Source organism: Cupriavidus sp. CER-90, from assembly GCF_057652055.1.
This window is the reverse complement of the sequence record NZ_JBYGYM010000002.1, coordinates 148,440-168,953: the sequence shown is the minus strand read 5'-3', so window position 1 is coordinate 168,953 and position 20,514 is coordinate 148,440. Positions and strand designations below refer to the sequence as shown.

The following is a 20,514-nucleotide window of genomic DNA, read 5'->3' as shown; positions in this document are numbered from 1 at the left end:
TGCCCGTTTCCTTGGACGACGGGCCCATCCCTCCTTATCTCTCCCAGCCAATCAACTTATTTCAGGCCGCACCGCCTCGGAGAACACTCGTATGTCCGTTCTGGAAACTCTCGCCGATTGGATTACAACCCGCAGCACTGACTGGCCGGAAAGCTGTCTGTCGCGCGCGAGCCATGCGTTCAGCGACACGATTGCATGCATCGTCGCCGGAAGTGTCGATCCCGTAAGCACGAAGGTTGGCGCGGGCGTCAGCCTTTGGGGCACAGGCGCTGCGACTATCATCGGCACTAACATGAAAGCCCCGGCACCTTGGGCCGCAATGATCAATGGCACCGCTGCCCACGTACTGGAGATCGACGACAACTATTATCCCGCGCTCACACACGCATCTGCCATTCTGGTTCCCGCGTTGATTGCTCTGGGTGAAGAGGTTGACGCCACGGGTGCTGATCTTTTGGACGCCTTCATCGTGGGCCTCGAACTTCATGCGGTCCTTGGACGAGGCGTCAATCGGTCGCACTACTTCGCCGGTTGGCACCCGACGGCTACGGTAGGTTGCATCGGAACGGCAGGCGCGTGCGCACGATTGCTGAAACTGGACAAGGCCGCGACCGTGGCCACCATGAGCCTCGCGGTCAGCATGGCGTCCGGCAATAAAGCTCAGTTTGGAACGGAGGCAAAATCGTTCCAGTGCGGCATGGGCGCTTCGAATGCAATAGTTGCAGCCCGGCTTGGACAAGCTGGCGTACAGGGCAACCCGGAAGTTCTTGAAGATCCGCAAGGCTTTCTCACCTTATACGGTGGTCCCGCTCCTCGCGGATGGGAAGAGCCGCTGAAGAAACTCGACAATCCACTCGCACTGGAAGAATTCGGCCTCGCCCCGAAGCGCCACGCTTGCTGCGGCTCTGCGCACAACTCGATCGACTGTGTCCTCGATCTGAAGCAGAAACACGGCTTCACGGCCGAGGATGTCGAATCCATCAGCATCCTCGTCGGCGCCAGCAATAGGAAGAATCTGCGCTACGACGATCCGCAGGACGAGTTCCAGGCGCGATTCTCGATGCAATACAACATCGCGCTCGCCCTTCTGCAAGGTAAGGTCACGCTCTCCGACTTCACTGCAGACGCCGTGAAACGCAAGGAGGTCCGCAAGCTATTCGGTCTCGTCACGCTGAATGCCAGAAGGTTCGAAGACGAACCAAAAGATCCGGATCAACGTCCGCCGCACATCGTCAAGATTGTCCTGAAGGACGGGACGGTTTTGGAGACGAAACGCGTCTACGCACGCGGCCTAATCCAAGATCCCTTCACTGATGCAGAGCGGCTGGAGAAGGTGCTCGAGTGCTGCGAGCCGGTAATGAACGACCAGAATCTCGGCGCGCTCGTGTCGCAGCTTTCTTCGCTTCGTTCCCTGCAGTCGATTCGTACGCTGACTGCAGTGTTGGGAGGGAAGACGGATGACTAAGCAACTGGCCCTCACCAGGGTGAAGAGGTACTTCGAGGAGGGTCATTTCAGGGGCGATCTTGCGCGCCGAGTGGCCTACCGCTCGGTCAGCGGAGCCGATGCGAATGATGCCGACCTCCTCCCGTATTACACGGAAGTGCTGGAGCCTGACTTGAACGCTATGGGCTTCTCCTGCCGCAGGATCGAAGATCCGGTGCCAGGTGGCTCTCCGTTCCTCTTTGCCGAGCGGATCGAGAATCCAGATGCTGTTACTGTCCTGACGTACGGCCACGGCGACGTGGTCCCTGGCATGGACGAGCAGTGGGAGGCCGGGCTGTCACCATGGAATCTCGCGGATCGCAACGACGCATGGTATGGGCGAGGCGTAGCCGATAACAAGGGCCAGCATCTTATCAATCTGACTGTGCTTCGCGAGGTGATAAAGGCCCGTGATGGCAAGCTTGGGTTCAACGTCAAGGCGCTGTTCGAACTCGGGGAGGAACGCAGCTCCCCGGGGCTTCGACAGGTGTGTCGTCAGCATGCGGACACGTTGGCCGCCGACGTGTTCATCGCCTCCGACGGTCCTCGCGTAAGCAAGGAGCAGCCAACGATGTTCCTTGGCTCTCGCGGTTCCGCGATCTTCGAACTCACTTGCTCTTTGCGCAGCGGCGCGCTCCATTCGGGCAACTGGGGCGGCATCATGAAGAACCCCGCGGTGATCCTCTCGGGGGCAATCTCGTCGCTTGTCGATGGGAAAGGGCGCATTCAGGTTTCTGGGCTCTTGCCGCCTGCTATTCCTGCAGCAGTTCGCGAAGCGCTGTCCAAGCTGAAAGTCGACAGCGAGAGTCTCGGACGTCAGATCGATGATGATTGGGGTGAAGCAGGCCTGACCGCCGCAGAGCGACTACTTGGTTGGAACTCCCTCGAGGTGCTGACCTTGAAGGCCGGGAATCCCGAGAAGCCTGCCAACGCCATCCCTCCGGCATCGAGTGCGTATTTGCAACTTCGATTCGTGGTCGGAACCGCCTGGGAAGCAATAGAAGAAGTCGTTCGCCAGCACTTGGACCAGGCCGGATACAAGGACGTCCAAGTGCGATTGCTTAGAGGCTCTCCCGCAACACGTCTGGACCCTGCGAGCCCTTGGGTTGAGTGGGCGAAAGAGGCGTTCCGTGGTGCGAGCGTGCAGGAGCCCGCAGTTGTGCCTAACCTCGGCGGCACCGTACCCAACGACGCATTCTCGGACATCCTGGGATTGCCTACGGTTTGGATCCCTCATTCGTATCCTGGGTGCAAGCAGCATGCACCGAATGAGCATCTTCCGCTCGCGATCGTCGCGCAGGGATTGGACATCATGACCTCAGTCTTCTGGGAACTCGGCGAACCGCCGGCTGCGGAGGCTCGCAAGCGTCAACAAGCATCAGCATGACCCATTGCAAACCGGTGCGCGGCGTCCCCCAAACGACACCTGCTAATGGCCGAACAGCGTAAGGATTCGGCCACTACTTTCAGGGTTGCCGACCGACGCAAATTGGCCGGTCCCGGCCCTAGGGATGATTGGAATGAGGGGCCGGGGGTCTAGATTTATGCTGCGCTAGAATCAAGATCCCGACCTGTTGATTTGCACGGAAAACGGACCCAGCGGGGGTGCGGATAAAAACTTGGACTGGTTTATGCCGCAAGTCCTAAGCTCACCCGGTATTCGATGGGACTGAGAGAGCCGAGGGAGATCTTGATCCGCTTCTCGTTGTACCAGCGGATGTAGGAATCAACCGCCTCGATGAACTGTTCAACGGTCGTCGTCTGCCAGTCTCGAGGATAGAACAGCTCCGTTTTTAGCCGACCGAAGAAGCCTTCGCACGCCGCGTTGTCAGGCGAGCAGGCCTTGCGAGACATGGAGCGAATGAGCTTCGCCTCGCTCATCCGCGATAGCCAACCTGGCCAGCGGTAGTGTCCCCCACGGTCGGAGTGGACCACCGGCCGGTCATTAGTTTGGGCCACGGTCTCAATGGCAGCATCCAGCATCGTGTTCACGAGTTCCGCGTCTGGACTGGTTCCAATGCTCCAGCTGACGACCATCCCATCGAAGCAATCGATGATGGGCGACAGGTACACCTTGCCGGCGGGGATCTGGAATTCCGTGATGTCGGTCAACCATTTCTCATTGGGCGCTGCAGCCTGGAAGTCGCGGTTGATGATGTTTTCAGGTGCTGGGCTGATCTCGCCCAGGTAGGACGCGTATCTGCGCCGCTTCGGCTTCGCAACGACCAAGCCTTCTTGCTTCATCAGCCGTTGCACCACCTTCTCGGAGATCGCGACGTCCCGCTTGATCAAAGAGGCCTGCAGCCTGCGGTAGCCATAGCAGCAATGGTTCGACTCGAAGATGTCGGTGATGGATTGCCGCACCGAGAGGTATTTGTCCTCCACCGACGTGCGGGCCCGATGGTAGAAGTACGAACTACGCGCAAGACCCAACTGGGCAAGAAGCTCTGGCAGGGCATACAACTCCCTCAGGGCGTCAATCAACAGTGTCTTCTCCCGGTTGGACAGGAGCTGCAGATCGACGCCCAGGCCTTTTTTTAACAGTTCATTGGCCTTGTTCAAGAGGTCCCGCTCAAGCTGCAGTTGACGGATTTCGCGCTGCAACGCTTCAAGCTGGCGTTCCAGTTCCGCCCGCGCTGTCGCCGGCGGAGAGTTGTTCTTGCGCTTCATGGATGCGGGAGCCTCCCGGCCCAGTAGCTGGTTCTTCCAGTTGTACAACGTAGGGCGGCACACGCCGAGTTTGTCGGCCACAGCCTGCGCACTTTCCTGCCTGGCGTAAAGCGCGACGATACCTGCTTGCTTCAACGCCGCAGGGTAACTTCTCCGCCTCACACTGCCAACGATGGCCATTCTCGTCTCGCCAAGGGCCTCACGAACCCAGGCTGTCAGCGTTCCCCGACAAGGGTAGCCCAGTGCCCTGATGGTGGCAGCAATGCATTGATCGTGCGCGAGATAGTACTCAATAGCCGCCGCCTTCTGCGCTGGCGAGAACTTCGGTTCTCGGCCAGCATAACCCAGCGGCAGGTCGTTCCGCTGCTGATACTCACGGTACCAGCCCTTCAAAGCATTCTTGGTTGGGTAACCTAGCTGCCTGATGGTGGGCCTAACCCGTTTGCCGAGCTTGATGTACAGCTCAACGGCTCGAATTCTGTCTTCGTAGGAATACATGAACTACCTCCCGGTAGTCCAAGATTTTGTCCGCACCCCCGATGGGTCAGTTCTCAGTGCAAATCAACAGGGCGCCATTAGTGCCGGAGTAGATGCACAGAATATCGTGGACGGGCAAACGGCATTGGACACTGCTGCCCGAGTCGGAATCGGGGCAACTGCAAACGGAACAATCTCCGAGTTGACGGGAGACAAGTTCGCAAATGGTGCCTTGACGGGAGCATTCCACGAACTATGGCGGGACGCAAAGGCCAATGGCTGGTCGAAGATTGAAGTCGTAGCTCGATATGTGGGTATGTATCAGACCAGGGAGGCAACGATTTTCGGCTTGGGCGTTGGTGCGGTGCTTTACGGATACACCACACTGTTCAAGGACGGCGCATGGACATTCAATGTAGACCAACGCGGTGCGCTATTGATAACCACCAATAAGGGTATGGATAAGAGCACGGGCGTGACATTTGGCAACACCGTTATTTATCGTCCTGATGATAATGCCAATGAAACTGCGAAGCTTGTGCGACACGAATTAACGCACGTTGTTCAGTGGGGAGCACTAGGAAGCCAAGGGTTCTGGGACAACTATGTCAGGCAAGTTGGTACCTTCGGATACGATCATTCGCCCTTTGAAGAGGAGGCGAATGCACAACCATGATCAACTGACTGTCGCAGTCGGGCTGGGTTCTTTGAAATTTATAAGCCAGGCTGCGACACGGACTTTTGACTAACCTCGGCCGCGATCACTATGATCGTTATCAGCTAAAAGACTTCGCAGGGCGACTGCATGCCGTTGCGTTTTCTACTCGATCGCTTGTACTGAACGCCAGGTTGGCGAGTACTGTCGGTCCGCCCATGTTCCGAAGTTAATCTGCCAAAGTGTTCCGAGCTTCAACGCCCCCGCTAGTCTGCAGCTGCAAAGGTTTACAACTGGAGAGTAGCGTTTCCGCGCCAGCGATTCAGTCCCTTGGCCGGCCATGGCCGTCGGCTCATCCTGGTAAGGTATGGGTGTTAGGGCAACTACCGGAGCCGCGGACCGCGGCCGGGATCTCTGAAGGAGTCGGCTTGGTAATGAAGGAGCCGCCCCAAGGTCTATCGCTCGGACGCGTCGCGAGCGTTCGTTGAAGCTGAGCGAAGAATGGCATTGGAGAATTCTACGAAGCCAGACCCTCCAGGGCCGTGTGTAATCCACTGGGGTGGAATCGGCAACTGAGGAAGGCAGTCAATCACCGTGCTAACGCCTGCGGTGTGCTTAAAGAACCCGAACATTGGTGCGTCGTTGGCGGAGTCGCCGGAATAGGCGACAACTTCGTGGGCTGTTTCAGCATTGACGCCGTATGCGTTGGCTAGTACTCGCAATGACATTGTCAGCTTGTCGTAGTCCCCTAACCAGCCTAGAACCCAAAGGTTATTGATTGTCGCGTTTGCTCCCGCCTGTCTTAGCACATCGACGATGCGGTGATCGGCATCGTTATCGGTGCGTCGATAAGCGAGGCTCGTCAATCGAAACACTTGATCGTCGGCCTGTTGTGCGTCGGGCGCCATCTTCTCGACAACCTGAGCGATCGACTTCAGTTGTTCACGTACATGCTCGATGTGTTCGGGCGGATGCCAAAATTGCCTATCTACGCCGAGTCCGTCTGGACTACGCTGTAGAAACAAGCCGCCGTTCTCGGCGATGACACCGTCTACCGGCCACATGCGGGCCATCTGGTCGCACCATCCGGCGGGGGCTGCCGTGACTGGCACGACGTGAATGCCGCTGGTCTGCAACCTTTCCAGCGCAGTGTAGGTCTCCGCAGATAGACGGCCTTGATGTGTCAATGTTTCATCCATGTCCGTTAGCACGAACTGGATTGTCGAAAACTGATCTGCTGCTGCCTGGGAAAGGGGTTTCATCTGGACCAGTTTCAGAAAATAGGTGCAATCCGAGCGGGCCTCGGGCAGCCCCGCTTCGATTCCGTTTCGAGGCACATGGTTGACTGGTCGTGGATACACACGACCTTGACGGCCAATAGCGGTCTCGAGAGTTATACCTTCAGTCGGTGCTCCGCCAACAGTCCAGCGGGCCTCACTATCAAGGCTGCGATAAGCGCGATCCCGATCAACATGAGCCGCAGCGCCGCCAGTTGCGCGGGCGTCATCCAGCCGACCTGGTCGTTCAGGAAGCGCGTACCTTCGAGCAATAGGATCACCGTAAACGCGCTCAGCAGGACACCACGATTGCTGCCGCGTCCGCCGATGATGACGCCCATGAACGCATAGGCGGTGATAATGGGCCCGAACTGCGTGGGATCGATGTACTGGTAGTAGGCGGCATGCAGCGCGCCGGCCACGCCAGTGACTGCGCCGCCGATGCCGAACAGGCGCACACGTAGCCACAGCACGTCCTTGCCCAGCGTGGCCGCCACGAGGGGATCGTCCCGCAAGCCGCGCGCGGCGCGTCCCAACGGCGAGCGGGAAATCGTTTCCAGGAGCAGGAAGCTCTGTAGTAATGCTGCCAGCGCCAGCAGCAGGAAGGCGCCGTCATTGGCCACGGGACGCGCGATGTTGGCAATGCCCAAGCTGCCGCGCGTGAGCCAGTCTTCGTGGATCACGATCAGTCGAAGGCATTCCGCAAATGCTAGCGTCACGATCGCCAGGTAGTCGTCCGCCAGCCGCATCGAGATCAGGCTGGTCAACGCGCTGGCGATGCCACTGACGGCAATCGCGCCGGCCAGCGCGAACCAGGGCGATGCGCCCGTGGCGGCCAGTTGCGCATACACGTAGGCCGCCAGCATGTAGAACCCGAACAGCCCAAAGTTGACCATGCCGGTCAGGCCCCATTGCAGATTGAGCGACAGCGCGGCGATGCCGGCAATCGACACCAGCACGAGGATGGAGATTAGGTAGGTTGTCATTTTGCAATGCGGGCCGTGCCGAAAACGCCCCAGGGCCGCACGAGCAACAGGGCAGTGAGCACGGCGAACGCGACGAGCGGCCGGTAATGAGGCGAGAGAATCAGCGTGGCCAGTTCGGCGATCACGCCCAGCGCCAGTGCACCAAACACGGCGGCCATCGGATGCGCGATACCTCCGAGGATGGCTGCGGCAAAGACTTGGATCACGTAGTTCCAACCCATCTGCGGGTCCAGCGTGGCATCGAGCCCGATCAGCGTGCCGGCAGCCGTCGCCAGCGCGCCCGCGATGAACCATGTGATGCCGATCACGCGATTACCGACGATGCCGCGCGCGGCGGCCAGCGACGGGTTGTCCGCCACGGCGCGCATGGCCCGCCCCAGCGATGTCAGCCGCAACAGGCCCCAGATCGCCAGCAGCGCGAACAGGCTCACCGCCGCGATCAGCAACTGTTCATGGTTAACGCGCAAGCCGGCTACACGCAGTGGGCGCGCGGGATCCACCTCATAACCTACGGCGGCGTTGCCCGCTATGAAACGGACTGCGTTCTCCAGCACGAATGCGACGCCCATGCTGGCGACGAGCAGCGTCACCCCCGATCGATCGCGCAGTCGCCGGTACACGACGATATCGACCAGTACGGCGAGCAGGCCGCCGAGGACGGCGCCGGCCAGCGTCGACGGCAGCAGCGGCCAACCAAGGCCGGCATTGAACGCGTAGACGATGTAGCCGCCGGCGGTCAGCATGGCGCCGATGGCGAAGTTGGCAAAGCGCAGCACACTGAAAGTCAGGGCGAGCGCCAGCGCAGGCAGGGCGACCAACAATCCCGTGACCACGCCGTTGAATAAAGTCTGGATCATGCAGGAACGGTGCTATCGGAAGTGCCGGCTGAATCAGCAGTGTCAGCGTCAGTGAGTGCCTCGGGGTCGTGGCCGAAGAAAAGGCGCGGCAGATCGTCATCGTTCAGCAGCGCCTGCGCGGGACGCTGCCTTCGTACCTGGCCGTTGACAAGTACCACGCCGTGATCGGCGACCGTGAGTCCCAGCCGCACGTTCTGTTCGATCATCAACAGGGTCACGCCGGTACGGCGTACGTCGGCGATGCGCTCGAACAGCAGCGCGGCGTTGCGCGGTGACAGTCCCGCGGAAGGTTCATCGAGCACGAGCACAGAGGGTCGCTGCATCAGCGCGGCAGCCATGGCCGCCATCTGGCGTTGACCGCCGCTCAGCAGGCCGGCAGCGGTTCGCAGCCGCGTGGCGATTTCGGGGAACAGCGCCAGCACGGCGTCAAGATGCGCGCGTTGTGATGGGCCATTGCTCCGGTCTCCATCGGGCCGGTTGCCCTGCACGCCTTCCCAGCCGAGCCTGAGGTTGTCCAGCACGCTCAGGTTCGGAAAGACATTGTGTTCCTGCGGTACGTAGCCAATCCCCAGCCGCGTGCGTGCTGGCGCATCGAGCGGACCGATCTGGCGCGCGCCTAGGGTCAGCGTGCCCGATGCAAGCGGCAGCAGGCCGACGACGGCTTTCAGCAGGGTCGACTTGCCGGATCCGTTGGGCCCGATCACGGTGACGGCACCGCCCGCCGGGATGTGCAGCGAGACGTCGTGGATGATGCGCTTGCCGTGGTAGCCCGCGCCAATCCCGTCCAGTTGCAGGGCGAGGGTCATACGATTTCCCCGAGGTATGCGGCGCGAACGCGCGTATCGGCCGTCACGTCGGCGAAGCTACCTTCGGTGAGCACGGCGCCCTGCGCGAAGACGTAGACGTGATCGCTCAGCGCGGCGACCATGTCCATGTTGTGCTCGACCAGTGCAAAGGTCATGCCCTCGTCGCGCAGATCGGATATGAAACGCCCCAGCGATTCCACCAGCACCGGATTGACGCCCGCCGCCGGCTCGTCCAGCAGGACGATCGACGGATCGGCCATCAGCGCGCGGCACAACTCCAGCAGCTTCTTCTGACCGCCCGACAGGCCGCCGGCCAGCTGGTTGGCCAGCGGCAGGAGCCGCGCCCGTTCGAGCAGCCTCCGTGCGCGATCAATGGCCTGTCGTTCGGCCGCCTGCACACGCCGACGCGCGAACAGCAAGTTCCAGAAACACTCGCCGGGATGCGCCGGCATGGCCAACAGCAGGTTTTCTAGCACCGTCAGGCTGTCCAGCTCGCGCGCAAGCTGGAAGGTGCGCGCCACCCCGTGGCGGGCGCGGCGATGCACGGGCAGCGCTGTAATGTCGACATCGCCCAGCGCGACGCGCCCGGAATCGGGCCGCAGCACACCCGCAAGGACGTTGAACAGCGTCGACTTGCCCGCGCCGTTGGGGCCGATGATGCCGGTGATGCGCCCAGGCTGCAGGGTAAGGGAGGCGTTGTTCAACGCGCGCAGGCCGCCGAATGCAATGTTCAGCGACGTGGCTGACAGGGTGGCAGCACTACGCATTACTTGAGGACGTCCACCAGGTGGTTGGCGCCATCGCGAATCACGAAGTGCCCGTACTCGCGATTCAATTGATCGCCGGTCGGCGTGAACTGGAACTGCGAACCCGCACCACTGTAGGCGATGGCCTGCTTTGCGCGAATGGCTTTCAGGCCGTCCACCGGATTCTCCACTGTCTTGCCAGGCCCATTGACCACGGGCAGGATCGCCTTCGCAAATACCTTCGGGTCGGCGCTGCCGGCGCGTTCGATGGCCAGTGCCAGCACCGAGATTTCGTCCCACACATTCGACGGGAAGATGGCGAGCGTGCCTGACGGAATGCCGGCTTCGCGCGCGAAGGTCTTGTACGCCGTGGACGAGGCGGGCGGGATCGACTGGATGTGGTGGATGCCTTCGGCCACCTGCTTGCCTACGTTCTTGATGAACGCGCCTTCGGCGTCGGCGGCGGACGAGTTGGCGTAGAGGCGCGTATCATTGAAGCCGCTGCGGTATACCTCGCGTGAGATCGCCGACAGGTCGGGAAGATAGCTGGGAATGAACACCGCATCGGGCTTGCGGGCGAAAACCTTCTCCACTTCGGCGCGGTAGGAGGGTTGGTTCGGGTTGTAGTAGACGACGTCCAGAATCTGACCGCCCGATTTCTTAAACGTGTTGACGAACGGATCGACCATGCTCAGCGTGAACGGCGTCTGCAGCACCAGCAGCGATGCCTTGTGTGCGCCGTCCTTCGCAGCGGCGCGCGCGAACACCGTGCCCCAATCGCTGCCGCGCGCCTGGAATCGCCACACCAAGCCCTTGTTGTCGCCCTGCGTGACTTCGTCGCCCGATCCGGTCACGAACAACGGCACGCCGCGCTCGATCGTCAGCGGCTTGACGGCCATGGCCACGGCGCTGCTCCACACGCCGACAATCGCGTTCACCTTCGAAACGTCAAGCAGTTTGCGCGCCGCCGCAACACCTGCCGTCGGATTGCTTTCGTCGTCTTCGACCAGGATCTCGATCTTGCGGCCGCCCAGCAGCCCCCCGGCCTGGCTGTTGATGTAGTCGGCGGCCTTGCGCGCGGCGTTGGCCATGCCGGCACCATAGGCACCGCCACCGCCGCTCAGCGGCGCGAGGATGCCAATGCGGATCGGACCATTGTCCTGTGCGAGGGATAGGGTGGGCAGGGCCAGAGCGGCCGCGCCGACGCCAGCGGCGCGCAGCCACGCGCGGCGTTGAAACGACGAAATGTCAGACATGCGAATGAAGACCAACGAATTGGAAAAAGGGGTGCGTCAGGCCGGATGTACCGCGGTGGCGTCTTCGCCAATCTGCAGTGCCTGATTGAAGCGGTTGAAAAAGCCGCACAGCGAGATGCGCAGCGTCAGTTCAACAATCTGTGCCTCGCTGAAATGTGCGCGCAGCCGCGTGAACACGTGGTCGCGAATGCGTTGTGGCTGCTGCGTGACAGCGATCGCGTATTCGACTACGAGCTTGTCGATGTCCGACAGTTCGGGGTGATCGGCGTAGTCGAGCAGCTTGCGCGCGCCTGCTTCGCTGATCCCTTCCACTTCCAGCCGCGGCGCGTGATTGGCCACGCAGTATTCGCAGTCGTTGAGCAGGGAGACGACCACGATTGCCATCTCGATATAGCGATAGGACACCCCATTGCGTGCTTTCAGTTCCAGCAGCAACTGCGGAAGATGATCGACTCCGGGACCCACATGGGCTAGCACCGAGAACTGATCGGCGAAATGGGCGCCGTTTCCGGTGAAGGCGTCGAACAGTGCGCGGCGCGCCGGATCGAAGGTATCGGGAGAGATTTCGCTGACGCGAGGCATGGTGACTCCGGGAGACGGTTATTTCGTGAGGGCGTGAACGTCGACCGACGCTGGTGACGTGATGCGACGGAACGTCGACCCGACATGCGGCGCACGCAGTGTCGGCCCAGCGTGGAACAACTTCTCGCGCAGCGTGCCGTCTGCGTACGCGGTCTTGTAGACGCCGCGGCGCTGCAGTTCGGGCACAAGATGGGTCACGATGTCCCGGAACGTGCGCGGCATTTCGACAGAGGCCAGGTTGAAGCCGTCGATCCCGGTGTCCGCCATCCAGGCCTGCAGTTCGTCGGCCACCTGCTGTGCGTCGCCAACGGCCAGGCCACCGCGACCGCCGATACCGACGAATTCCACGGCATCGCGCACGGTCCAGGTCTTGTTCGGGTCGAGTTTGCTGAACGACGCCAGCGCGGATTGCCCCGCATTGGTGTCCACGTAGTCGAGCGTGTCGTCAGGCGCGTAGCGGCTCAGGTCGATGCCAGTCCAGCCAGACAGCAGGGCCAGTGCGCCTTCGTAGCTTACGCGTTCCCGGTAAGCGGCGTGACGAGCATGCGCTTTCTCCGCCGTGTCGTCCACGATGACTGTGAACATTGCGAAGATCAGGACGCTGTCCGGGTCTCGCCCTTCAGCGCGCAGTGCATCGCGCAGGTTGGCAACGGTGCGGCGCAGCCCCTCGCGTGTGGGCGCGCCGACAAAGATGCATTCGGCATGGCGCGCCGCAAAACGTGAGCCGCGATCCGAGCCGCCTGCCTGGAACAGCAGTGGCGTGCGCTGCGGCGAGGGTTCGCACTGGAACACGCCGTCGATCCGAAGGTCGTCGTACTGATAGGTGGTGCGATGCACGCGCGCCGGATCCGCGTAGACGCCGGTCTCGCGATTGCGTACCGCGGCGCCGTCTTCCCACGCGCCTTCCCACAGCCGATAGCAGATATCGAGATACGCGTCGGCGCGATCGTAGCGGGCATCATGCGCGCGCAGGCCGTCCTGGCCAAGGCTCTTCGCGCCACTGTCGAGGTAGGATGTGACGATGTTCCACGCCACCCGGCCCTGGCTCAGATGATCGAGCGTGGTAAGCCGTCGGGCGAGCAGATACGGATGCTCGTACGACACTGAAAGCGTTACGCCGAACCCAAGATGCCGGGTGGCGTGTGCCATCAGCGGGATCAATGGCGCGGGATCGTTCATGGGAACCTGCGCGGCCGTGCGCAACGCCGCATCTGGCGCGCCGCCGGCCACATCATAGATGCCGGTGATATCGCCAAGAAACAGCGCGTCAAATTTTCCTTCTTCCAGCAGTTGCGCGAGCGCGACCCAGTGATGCGTATGCAAGTAAGCCGCTGACCGGTCCTCCGGATTCGTCCATTGCCCTGGGGCAAGATGGACGACGCAGTTCATCGTGAAGGCGTTGAGGCGAATCTGGCGGGTCATGCTGAATGCGGGCGCGATTGCGGCGCGGTGTGGCGAAGGCAAGCGACCGATTGTGTGCCACGCCGAGGCTTCAAGGGAACTGCGGATTTTGCATAGGCTTATGCGTTGATCGTTGTGAGGCGGAGGTCGGGTAGCTCCATTACGTATGCGTCATGGTGGCCTTTCCATATGCGTTATGGTGGCACCGATGCCTGGCGCGCCGGCCAGGAGCTTGGGACGGGGGCCGAAGACCATCGGTTGCTGACGGTTCATGCGCACGTTTTCCTGCTGCTGCAGCAGTTCTGTGGACATTTGCAGGATCATGCCATTGCCGCCTGTTGCAATCCGAAGCTGCCGTATGACGCAGTCAAGTCGTTTGCGCCGGTGGCGTTGCCGGGCACACCATCCTAAAGCAGCTGATCGTCGGGCCAACAGCCCATACAAGAGCGTCAAGGCCTTTCCTGGATGATTAGAGTCCCTCATGCGACGTGCCCGAGTCCGAGCGTATTGCCGCGTGGGAGCGATACCTCCGTTAGGGAGCGCAATCATGCGCCACGGGTGACGCAAGATCCTGCTGTCCGGTTCTAGGTTCTTTGGCTAGGAGGAAAGGCGAGAAGACGGGAGAGGGCGGGCCTTTTCCGGGCACCGGGGATTGGACTCCGTACTTGCCATCAGAGAAAGCAGGATCTAATTGACCTCCGCCACGCGAGCCGTGGCGGAGTTGAGCGCGCAGATCAGCACTCGAGTATCAAGCCGTGAGCAATCTGGGCGCCTCCGAATCATTTTTTAGCATAATGCGTGTTATGTGATTGATAAGGCACGTGGACGGAGTGGGAATTCGGGTGTTTGAGATTGCCAATATAAACCGGTAAAGTGATCTCGATGGCGGAATCCGTCCCGCCTCCGATCGGAGTAATGCAATGTCGTCCAGAGATGTTGAGCAAACCTTGCTAAGCCGCTGCGCAGCAGTTGCAAGGGGTGAGCTCGCGCGTGCTGCCGATCAACGCGAAGCCAACGTTTTCCGGCTCGCCTCAATGGTCCTTCGTCCCCGGATGCCGTCAGAGGCGGACAGGCTTTTGACCGTAAGCGAGTCCTATTTCATTCAGCATCCCACTGATCTTGTAGCGAGTGGCGACGTCGTTCGGAATGGTTGGGTCCTGAGTGTTCCGCGCCTCCGGGACATGTTGACCCTGCGTCTGCGCCACGCTTGATATGTCCGACGGCTTCTACACCAAAACTGCTCTCGCTGAGGGCCTTCGTGATTTGATGGCGCAACTCGAAGGGCGGCTGTCGCTGCAAAAGCCCCTGACTGTGTACCTGGCGGGCGGAATGGCTGTTCACCTGTACACAGCCAGGCGGGTGACTACAGACGTCGACGCCGAGTTCGCCGGGCGGGTGATGCTCCCGCAGGATTTGCTCGTGGACGTGAAGCTCGAGAACGGCGTCACACAAGTGATTTACCTAGACACCAACTACAACCCCACGTTCGCTTTGATGCACGAGGACTACCAGGAAGACTCGATTCCGGTGGACCTTGGTCTCAAACAAATCCGCGTGCGAGTCCTGTCACCGACAGATCTGGCCGTCAGCAAGATCGCTCGCCTAGCCGATAACGACCGGGAAGATATTCGCGCGCTGGTGTCGGAAGGCCTGACGTCGGCAGCGGAGATCGAGGCACGAGCAACTGAAGCCCTCGGGGGGTATGTCGGAGGCATTGAGATGCTACGCGCGAACCTCCGGGATGCCATCGCCATAGCTCAGGATGAAGAGCGGGCAATGGACGCGGGCAAGTCAGTGAACAGGCCAAAACACTAAGTGCCGCCGCCGTGGTGGCCCCCCAGTTTCTTGAATACACTGGCGGCTGCCCGCGCTCTCCTCGCGGTCCAAGTTATATTCCCGGTAGGCCGATGGCCAGCGCGTGATTTGGCGCCCCCGAAACGCACATTCCTCGCATAGCTTGAAACGGCGGCTTAAAGTCGTCATCAGATCGTCACGCGGGGCCTCGGGGCCTAGCGCGCGACATTACACCTACCTGATGCGCCGCTAACACCCTTGCGCAGTCGGTGTTACGACTGGGAACTTTCCTGAGTAATGGCATTTACAGCGGCTTCCAGTGTGATACGTGTCTTTCGCACCGACTGCTCGCGAGCCGGTCTTCGACGATGTTCCGTTCGGACTCTCCGGTCAGCAATGCATGAATGGCCGGCAGCCTAAAAATCGCTCCACGACTCCCCGAGGGGTCGTCGACGATTTCCGTCGTATATGGTCCCAGTTCGAATGTGTTACGCGCCCGCATACAGACACAGGAGGTTTCTATGGCGGCCTTCGGGCCGTGTCAGACAACATCCCATCGCTTATAGCCTCCCCTCGCCGACATTGTGAGTGACACGCTGTCCAGCGTGCCGCCACGCGACTCCTCGACAACCGCAATCTACTTGTGCTATGCCAGGGGCTCAGAATAGGTGGCGAATTCCGGCCATCACGCCCAACCGGGTTGAGCTGTGGGCATTTGTCACCGGCGTTCCGCCCCAGTACTCGGTCTCGCGCCCAACTGTACCGCCTCGTGCGAAGGTAGTGTCGGCCTCTACGAACAGGCTGGTGCGCTTTGACAATGCATAATCGGCCACGACCGATATCGCATCGGCATTTCCCCTCCCGAGCGGGATGGGCGTGGATTGGAACTGCGTCACTACGTTGCCGCTCTGGCTGTAGCGGTAGTACGCGCCCGACAGATGCAGGGTAGGCGTGACCTGGTAGCCGAGCCCGACGAAGGCGATGCCGAAGCGCGCGTCGGGGTTGGACTCGCGGCGGCCCATGTAGCCGATGTAGCCTGTGGCCTTGCCGATGACATAGGACGCGCCGAGCGAATAGTTGTGCAGCGTGTTGTCTCCTGCGCTCGGTCGTTGCTGGTCATAGGCTACGCCGATGGCCAGCGCCCCTTGCTGGTACATTACCCCGCCACCAAAGGTCGCTCCCCGCACCTTGCTGCCCGGCCGTTCGCCGAAGCCGTAGTCGAGTTGGATACTCACGGGACCGACCGTTTGCTTGTAGACCACGCTGTTGTTGACGCGGTAGCCCTGGAAGAAGATGTCGCCACCTGTATAGAGCGGGTCCGACCAAAAGTTACCCCAGCTCTGGTCGAGTGGGTCGAAAGCCCAGCCGATGTTGTTCAGGGCGTTGTATTGGCGGCCGAAGGTCAGGGCGCCCCAGTCGCCGGAGAGGCCGACATAGGCCTGCCGGCCAAACAGGGCGCTGTAAGCGGTCTTGCCGTCGTCCGTGCCGAAGCCATTCTCCAGCAGGAAGACGGCCTTATTGCCGCCGCCGAGGTCTTCATTGCCTTTCAGGCCCCAGCGGCTGCCACCGATACCACTGGAAACGAGCTCGGCCTGATCGTTATGGCGACCGTCGATGTTCGAGGTGTAGCGCACGGCGGTGCTGACGACGCCGTAAAGCACCACGTTCGACTGGGCGTGAGATGTGGAAGGCAATGCGGCAGGCAGCAGCGTGCCCGCCAGCAGCCAGAGGCTGGCTGGTTTCCTCATAGGGTCTCCTCGTGAGGGATGGTGGCCGGCGTTTCGTGCGCCGGCCTTTCTTATGACTTACAGATCGAGCACGAGCTTGCCGCCCCTGGCCCGTGACACACAGATCATCATCGTCTTCTGCGATGCCTTCTCTTTGCCACTCAGGTACTGGTCGAAGTGAACAGCTTCACCCTCGAGGATGCGGGTCTCGCAGGTGCCGCAGACGCCTTCGCGGCACAGGCACTCGACCGGGACGGTGCTGTCGCGCTCGATGGCCTTCAGGATCGACTCGCCGGCAGCCACTTCCACCGTCTTGCCAGATTTCGCCAGTACCACAGTGAAGGCGTCACCCGCCTGCTCCGGTGCGGCGAACTGTTCCCAGTGCACACGAGAGGGATCGAGGCCAACGGCCTGAGCGGCCGTACGCACGGCATCGATCAGCGGCGCCGGACCGCAGACATAGACATGCGCGCCGGGCTGCATGCCGCCCAGCAGGCCGGGCAGGTCGATCTTCTGGCCCTTGTTGTCGACATAGAAGCTGACGTGGCCGCCGGAAGACGCGTGCGTGAGCGCCGCAAGTTCGTCGCGGAACGCGCCGTGCTCGTCCGCCCGGAATGCGTAGTGCAACTCGTGCGACGCGCCGCACTTGCGCAGTTCGTGCATCTGCGACATGAACGGCGTGATGCCGATGCCGCCCGCGATCAGCACGTGGTGAGGCGCACCATTATCCAGCGCGAACAGATTGTTCGGCGTGGTGATGGTGAGCGAGTCGCCCTCGGCCACCCTGTCGTGCAGGAACGCCGAGCCGCCTTTCGACTTCTCCTCGCGCCGCACGCCGATCTGGTAGCTGCCGAGCGCGTCGGGCGAACTCATCAGCGAGTAAGCGTTGCTGTACTGGCGCTCGCCGTCGCGCATCTGCACAATGACATGGCTGCCGCCGGTGAAGGGCGGCAGGTCGCTGCCGTCCATTGCTTCCATGGTGAAGCGCTTGATCAGCGGAGTCACGTGCTCAATGCGCGAAACCCGCACTTGGAGAGTCTGGTAGGTATTGCCCATGCTGCTGTCTTCCGGGTGTGCTGCCGCGCGTTACAGCGCCATGCAGAGGTATTTCATCTCGAGGTAGTCTTCGATGCCGTACTTCGAGCCCTCGCGGCCCAGGCCCGACTGCTTCACGCCGCCGAACGGCGCCACCTCGTTCGAGAACAGGCCCGTGTTGATGCCGACGATGCCGTACTCTAGTTGCTCCGCCACGCGCCAGACGCGACCGATATCGCGGCTGAAGAAGTAGGCGGCCAGGCCGTAGATGGTGTCGTTGGCCATGCGCACGACGTCGGCCTCCGAGGTGAATCGGACGACTGGCGAGACCGGCCCGAAGATTTCCTCATCCAGCACGCGCATGCCCGAGGTGACATCCGCCAGCACCGTCGGCGCGAAGAACTGCGCACCGGCCTCATGCACACCGCCGCCGATGGCGATGCGCGCGCCCTTGCTGACGGCATCCGCCACCAGTTCACCGACCTTGGCGACCGCCTTCTCGGTGATCAGCGGGCCGATCTCGCTGCCAGCCGTGAAGCCGTTGCCCACGCGCAGTGCAGCCACCTTATTCACGTAGCGCTCGATGAACTGGTCGTACACAGCGTCGTGGATATAGAGGCGGTTGACGCAGACGCAGGTCTGGCCGGCGTTGCGGAACTTGGCCTGGATCGCACCCTCGACCGCCGCGTCGATATCGGCGTCTTCAAACACGATGAACGGCGCGTTGCCGCCCAGTTCGAGTGACACCTTCTTGACCGTGTCGGCGCACTGTTGCATCAGCAGGCGACCGACCGGTGTGGAGCCGGTGAAGGACAGCTTGCGCACCAGCGGATGGCCGGTGAACTGGCTGCCGATGGCCGCCGCATCGCCGGTGACGACGTTCAGCACGCCAGCCGGGATGCCGGCGCGCAGCGCCAGCTCGGCCAGCGCCAGCGCGCTGAATGGCGTCTCGTTGGCGGGCTTGACCACCATCGTGCATCCTGCCGCGAGCGCGGGCGCTGCCTTTCGGGCGATCATTGCCGCCGGGAAGTTCCACGGCGTGATGGCCGCGCAGACGCCGATCGGCTCGCGCACCACCACCAGGCGCTTGTCGGCGGCCGGGGACGGGATCACGTCGCCGTAGAGGCGCTTGGCTTCCTCGCCGAACCACTCGATGAACGAGGCGGCATATCGCACCTCGCCGCGCGCTTCGGCCAGGGGCTTGCCCTGCTCACGGGTCATGATGGCCGCCAGATCGTCCTCCTTCTCGATGATGAGGTCAAACCACTTGCGCAGCAGCGCGGCGCGTTCCCTGGCGGTGCGGGCCTTCCACGCGGGGAGGGCGGTGTTGGCGGCCTCGATCGCGGCCACGGCGCCGGCCTCGCGCATCAGCGGCACGGTCCCGACCTGTTCGCCCGTCGCGGGGTCGGATACGGCGACAGTGGCGCCGTCGGGGGCGTCGGTCCATTCGGCGCCGATCAGGGCCTGCTGGCGGAACAGGGTGTTGTCCTTCAGTTGCATGGGTCTGTTCTCCGTTTCAGTGGGCGGGGGCTCAGGCGCCCTCGTATTCCTTAGCCACCTTGCGGTGGAAATGAACGATCCCGTGCTCGCTGATGCCGCTGCGCTGGCGGTCGACCATGATCCGTCCCTGGCCGCGGTAGCCGCGCGACTTCAGGCCCTTCTGGACGCTTTCCACTAGGCGCAGGTCTTCTGGGCGAAACACGTCGCGATACCACGCGACCAGCTTTTTCTGCTCCTCGGTCAGGTCCTTGTTCAGGAAGTAGATCTCGTAGTGCTGCAGGGTGACTTCGGCGCTGACCGGGAACTCGTAGATCACCGTCATGAAGTTGGCGCCGGGCGGCACGTTGAACATCGTGCAGGGCCAGGCCCAGAAGCCGCTGAAGCTCGGGTCCTTCACGGACTCGTCCAGCTTGAAGGACTTTTCCGACGACTTCGCCTGGCCGAACTGTAGTGACCAGTTGTCGTGCAGCGTGTGGGTGTACTTGTCGACCTGCACGGAATCCGAGAAGCCGGGGTGCGCCGGGCCGCAGTGGTAGCACTCCATGTAGTTGTCAACGATCGACTTCCAGTTGGCCGGCGTCTCGGTGACGAAGCGGGCGCCGAGGTGAAGTTCGTCAATGACTGGGCAGGCGGCGCGCATGCGCGCTTCCAGTCCGGGAAGTTGCTCCTCGACGGTGCCGGCTTCCGGGTTCATATTGATGAAGACGAAGCCGGCGTATTCCTCGACCTTGACCGGGACCAGGCTGGACTTGCTCTTGTCGAAATTGGGGACGTTGTCGCAGTTGCGGGCGAGCGCCAGTTCGCCATCGAGCTTGAAGGTCCAGGCGTGATACGGGCAGGTGATGACGTTCTTCGCGCGGCCGCTGCCTTCCAGCAGTTGGTGGCCACGGTGGGGGCAGACGTTGTAGAAGGCGCGCAGCACGCCTTCGCGATCGCGGAGCACAACGATGCTCTCGCCGATGACCTCCCGGGTCACGTAGTCGTTCGATTCGGCGAGTTCGCTGCGGTGGGCCACGCAGACCCAGCTATTGGCGAAGATCTTTTCCTTTTCGTACTCGAAGACCGCTTCCTTCGTGTAGTACGAGGCGGGCAGGGTCCAGGCGTTCTCGTCGTCGGCGCAGAAGTCGGCGGGCAAGTTGACGGCGGAGTGGTCCAGGGTCTTCTCCATGATGCGTTTTCCTTTGGTTAAGTTATGGTTACGTGTTAAATGGTATTTAACGCGAGATCGGAAGAAAATGCCCGGAGGGCGGGCAAAGTTTGAG

The 20,514-nt window shown here is 61.6% G+C and carries 18 protein-coding genes; 4 read left to right on the top strand and 14 right to left on the bottom strand.

What is annotated here, in order from left to right; translation table 11 throughout:
- Positions 1-91: 91 nt before the first annotated feature.
- Both AC24R4_RS11235 and AC24R4_RS11230 read left to right on the top strand, forming a co-directional pair.
- Positions 92-1,465, top strand: a complete 1,374-nt coding sequence (locus AC24R4_RS11235) for an MmgE/PrpD family protein (protein ID WP_487523135.1) — start codon at positions 92-94, stop codon at positions 1,463-1,465.
- Positions 1,458-2,870, top strand: a complete 1,413-nt coding sequence (locus AC24R4_RS11230) for a M20 family metallopeptidase (RefSeq protein ID WP_487523134.1) — start codon at positions 1,458-1,460, stop codon at positions 2,868-2,870. Before AC24R4_RS11235 ends, AC24R4_RS11230 begins: the two co-directional genes overlap by 8 nt.
- 242 nt (positions 2,871-3,112) lie before the next feature.
- Here the strand turns inward: AC24R4_RS11230 and AC24R4_RS11225 are convergent, their stop codons facing one another.
- Positions 3,113-4,651, bottom strand: a complete 1,539-nt coding sequence (locus tag AC24R4_RS11225) for an IS3 family transposase (protein WP_134275084.1) — start codon at positions 4,649-4,651, stop codon at positions 3,113-3,115.
- Here AC24R4_RS11225 and AC24R4_RS11220 point away from each other — a divergent pair.
- Positions 4,650-5,306 carry an eCIS core domain-containing protein gene (locus AC24R4_RS11220; RefSeq protein ID WP_487523133.1) on the top strand — a complete coding sequence of 219 codons (657 nt, stop codon included), beginning with the start codon at positions 4,650-4,652 and terminating at the stop codon, positions 5,304-5,306. The genes AC24R4_RS11225 and AC24R4_RS11220 overlap by 2 nt on opposite strands.
- Before the next feature lie 434 nt (positions 5,307-5,740).
- Here the strand turns inward: AC24R4_RS11220 and AC24R4_RS11215 are convergent, their stop codons facing one another.
- The 9 genes from AC24R4_RS11215 to AC24R4_RS11175 form a co-directional block, all read right to left on the bottom strand.
- The gene (locus AC24R4_RS11215) at positions 5,741-6,547 is read right to left on the bottom strand and encodes an HAD family hydrolase (protein WP_487523132.1); all 807 of its coding nucleotides are present in this window, start codon (positions 6,545-6,547) and stop codon (positions 5,741-5,743) included.
- A 131-nt stretch (positions 6,548-6,678) separates the two neighbouring features.
- Complete coding sequence (locus AC24R4_RS11210) at positions 6,679-7,548, bottom strand: branched-chain amino acid ABC transporter permease (RefSeq protein WP_487523131.1); 870 nt, start codon at positions 7,546-7,548, stop codon at positions 6,679-6,681.
- Positions 7,545-8,405, bottom strand: a complete 861-nt coding sequence (locus tag AC24R4_RS11205) for a branched-chain amino acid ABC transporter permease (protein WP_487523130.1) — start codon at positions 8,403-8,405, stop codon at positions 7,545-7,547. The genes AC24R4_RS11210 and AC24R4_RS11205 overlap by 4 nt, the downstream gene beginning before the upstream one ends.
- The gene (locus AC24R4_RS11200; protein ID WP_487523129.1) at positions 8,402-9,211 is read right to left on the bottom strand and encodes an ABC transporter ATP-binding protein; all 810 of its coding nucleotides are present in this window, start codon (positions 9,209-9,211) and stop codon (positions 8,402-8,404) included. The genes AC24R4_RS11205 and AC24R4_RS11200 overlap by 4 nt, the downstream gene beginning before the upstream one ends.
- Entirely contained in the window at positions 9,208-9,978 is a 771-nt protein-coding gene (locus tag AC24R4_RS11195; RefSeq protein WP_487523128.1) for an ABC transporter ATP-binding protein, read from the bottom strand. Before AC24R4_RS11195 ends, AC24R4_RS11200 begins: the two co-directional genes overlap by 4 nt.
- On the bottom strand, positions 9,978-11,213 hold the full coding sequence (locus AC24R4_RS11190) for an ABC transporter substrate-binding protein (RefSeq protein WP_487523127.1): 1,236 nt from the start codon (positions 11,211-11,213) through the stop codon (positions 9,978-9,980). The genes AC24R4_RS11195 and AC24R4_RS11190 overlap by 1 nt, the downstream gene beginning before the upstream one ends.
- Before the next feature lie 36 nt (positions 11,214-11,249).
- Positions 11,250-11,795: a carboxymuconolactone decarboxylase family protein gene (locus AC24R4_RS11185; RefSeq protein ID WP_487523126.1), complete on the bottom strand. Its 546-nt coding sequence runs from the start codon at positions 11,793-11,795 to the stop codon at positions 11,250-11,252.
- Positions 11,796-11,813: 18 nt separating this feature from the next.
- The gene (locus AC24R4_RS11180) at positions 11,814-13,217 is read right to left on the bottom strand and encodes an LLM class flavin-dependent oxidoreductase (protein WP_487523125.1); all 1,404 of its coding nucleotides are present in this window, start codon (positions 13,215-13,217) and stop codon (positions 11,814-11,816) included.
- Positions 13,218-13,367: 150 nt separating this feature from the next.
- Positions 13,368-13,520, bottom strand: a complete 153-nt coding sequence (locus AC24R4_RS11175) for a hypothetical protein (RefSeq protein WP_487523124.1) — start codon at positions 13,518-13,520, stop codon at positions 13,368-13,370.
- Between the two features lie 888 nt (positions 13,521-14,408).
- On the opposite strand from AC24R4_RS11175, the gene AC24R4_RS11170 reads away from it, so the two are divergent.
- Complete coding sequence (locus AC24R4_RS11170) at positions 14,409-15,011, top strand: DUF6036 family nucleotidyltransferase (RefSeq protein ID WP_487523123.1); 603 nt, start codon at positions 14,409-14,411, stop codon at positions 15,009-15,011.
- A gap of 638 nt (positions 15,012-15,649) precedes the next feature.
- On the opposite strand, the gene AC24R4_RS11165 is transcribed toward AC24R4_RS11170, so the two are convergent.
- From AC24R4_RS11165 to AC24R4_RS11150, 4 genes are read right to left on the bottom strand one after another with little or no spacing between them, the layout of a single operon-like run.
- Complete coding sequence (locus AC24R4_RS11165; RefSeq protein WP_487523122.1) at positions 15,650-16,738, bottom strand: porin; 1,089 nt, start codon at positions 16,736-16,738, stop codon at positions 15,650-15,652.
- Between the two features lie 57 nt (positions 16,739-16,795).
- Positions 16,796-17,773 carry a PDR/VanB family oxidoreductase gene (locus tag AC24R4_RS11160; RefSeq protein ID WP_487523121.1) on the bottom strand — a complete coding sequence of 326 codons (978 nt, stop codon included), beginning with the start codon at positions 17,771-17,773 and terminating at the stop codon, positions 16,796-16,798.
- Positions 17,774-17,803: 30 nt separating this feature from the next.
- Positions 17,804-19,252 carry an NAD-dependent succinate-semialdehyde dehydrogenase gene (locus AC24R4_RS11155; protein ID WP_487523120.1) on the bottom strand — a complete coding sequence of 483 codons (1,449 nt, stop codon included), beginning with the start codon at positions 19,250-19,252 and terminating at the stop codon, positions 17,804-17,806.
- Positions 19,253-19,283: 31 nt separating this feature from the next.
- Positions 19,284-20,420: an aromatic ring-hydroxylating oxygenase subunit alpha gene (locus tag AC24R4_RS11150; RefSeq protein ID WP_487523119.1), complete on the bottom strand. Its 1,137-nt coding sequence runs from the start codon at positions 20,418-20,420 to the stop codon at positions 19,284-19,286.
- Positions 20,421-20,514 lie beyond the last annotated feature (94 nt).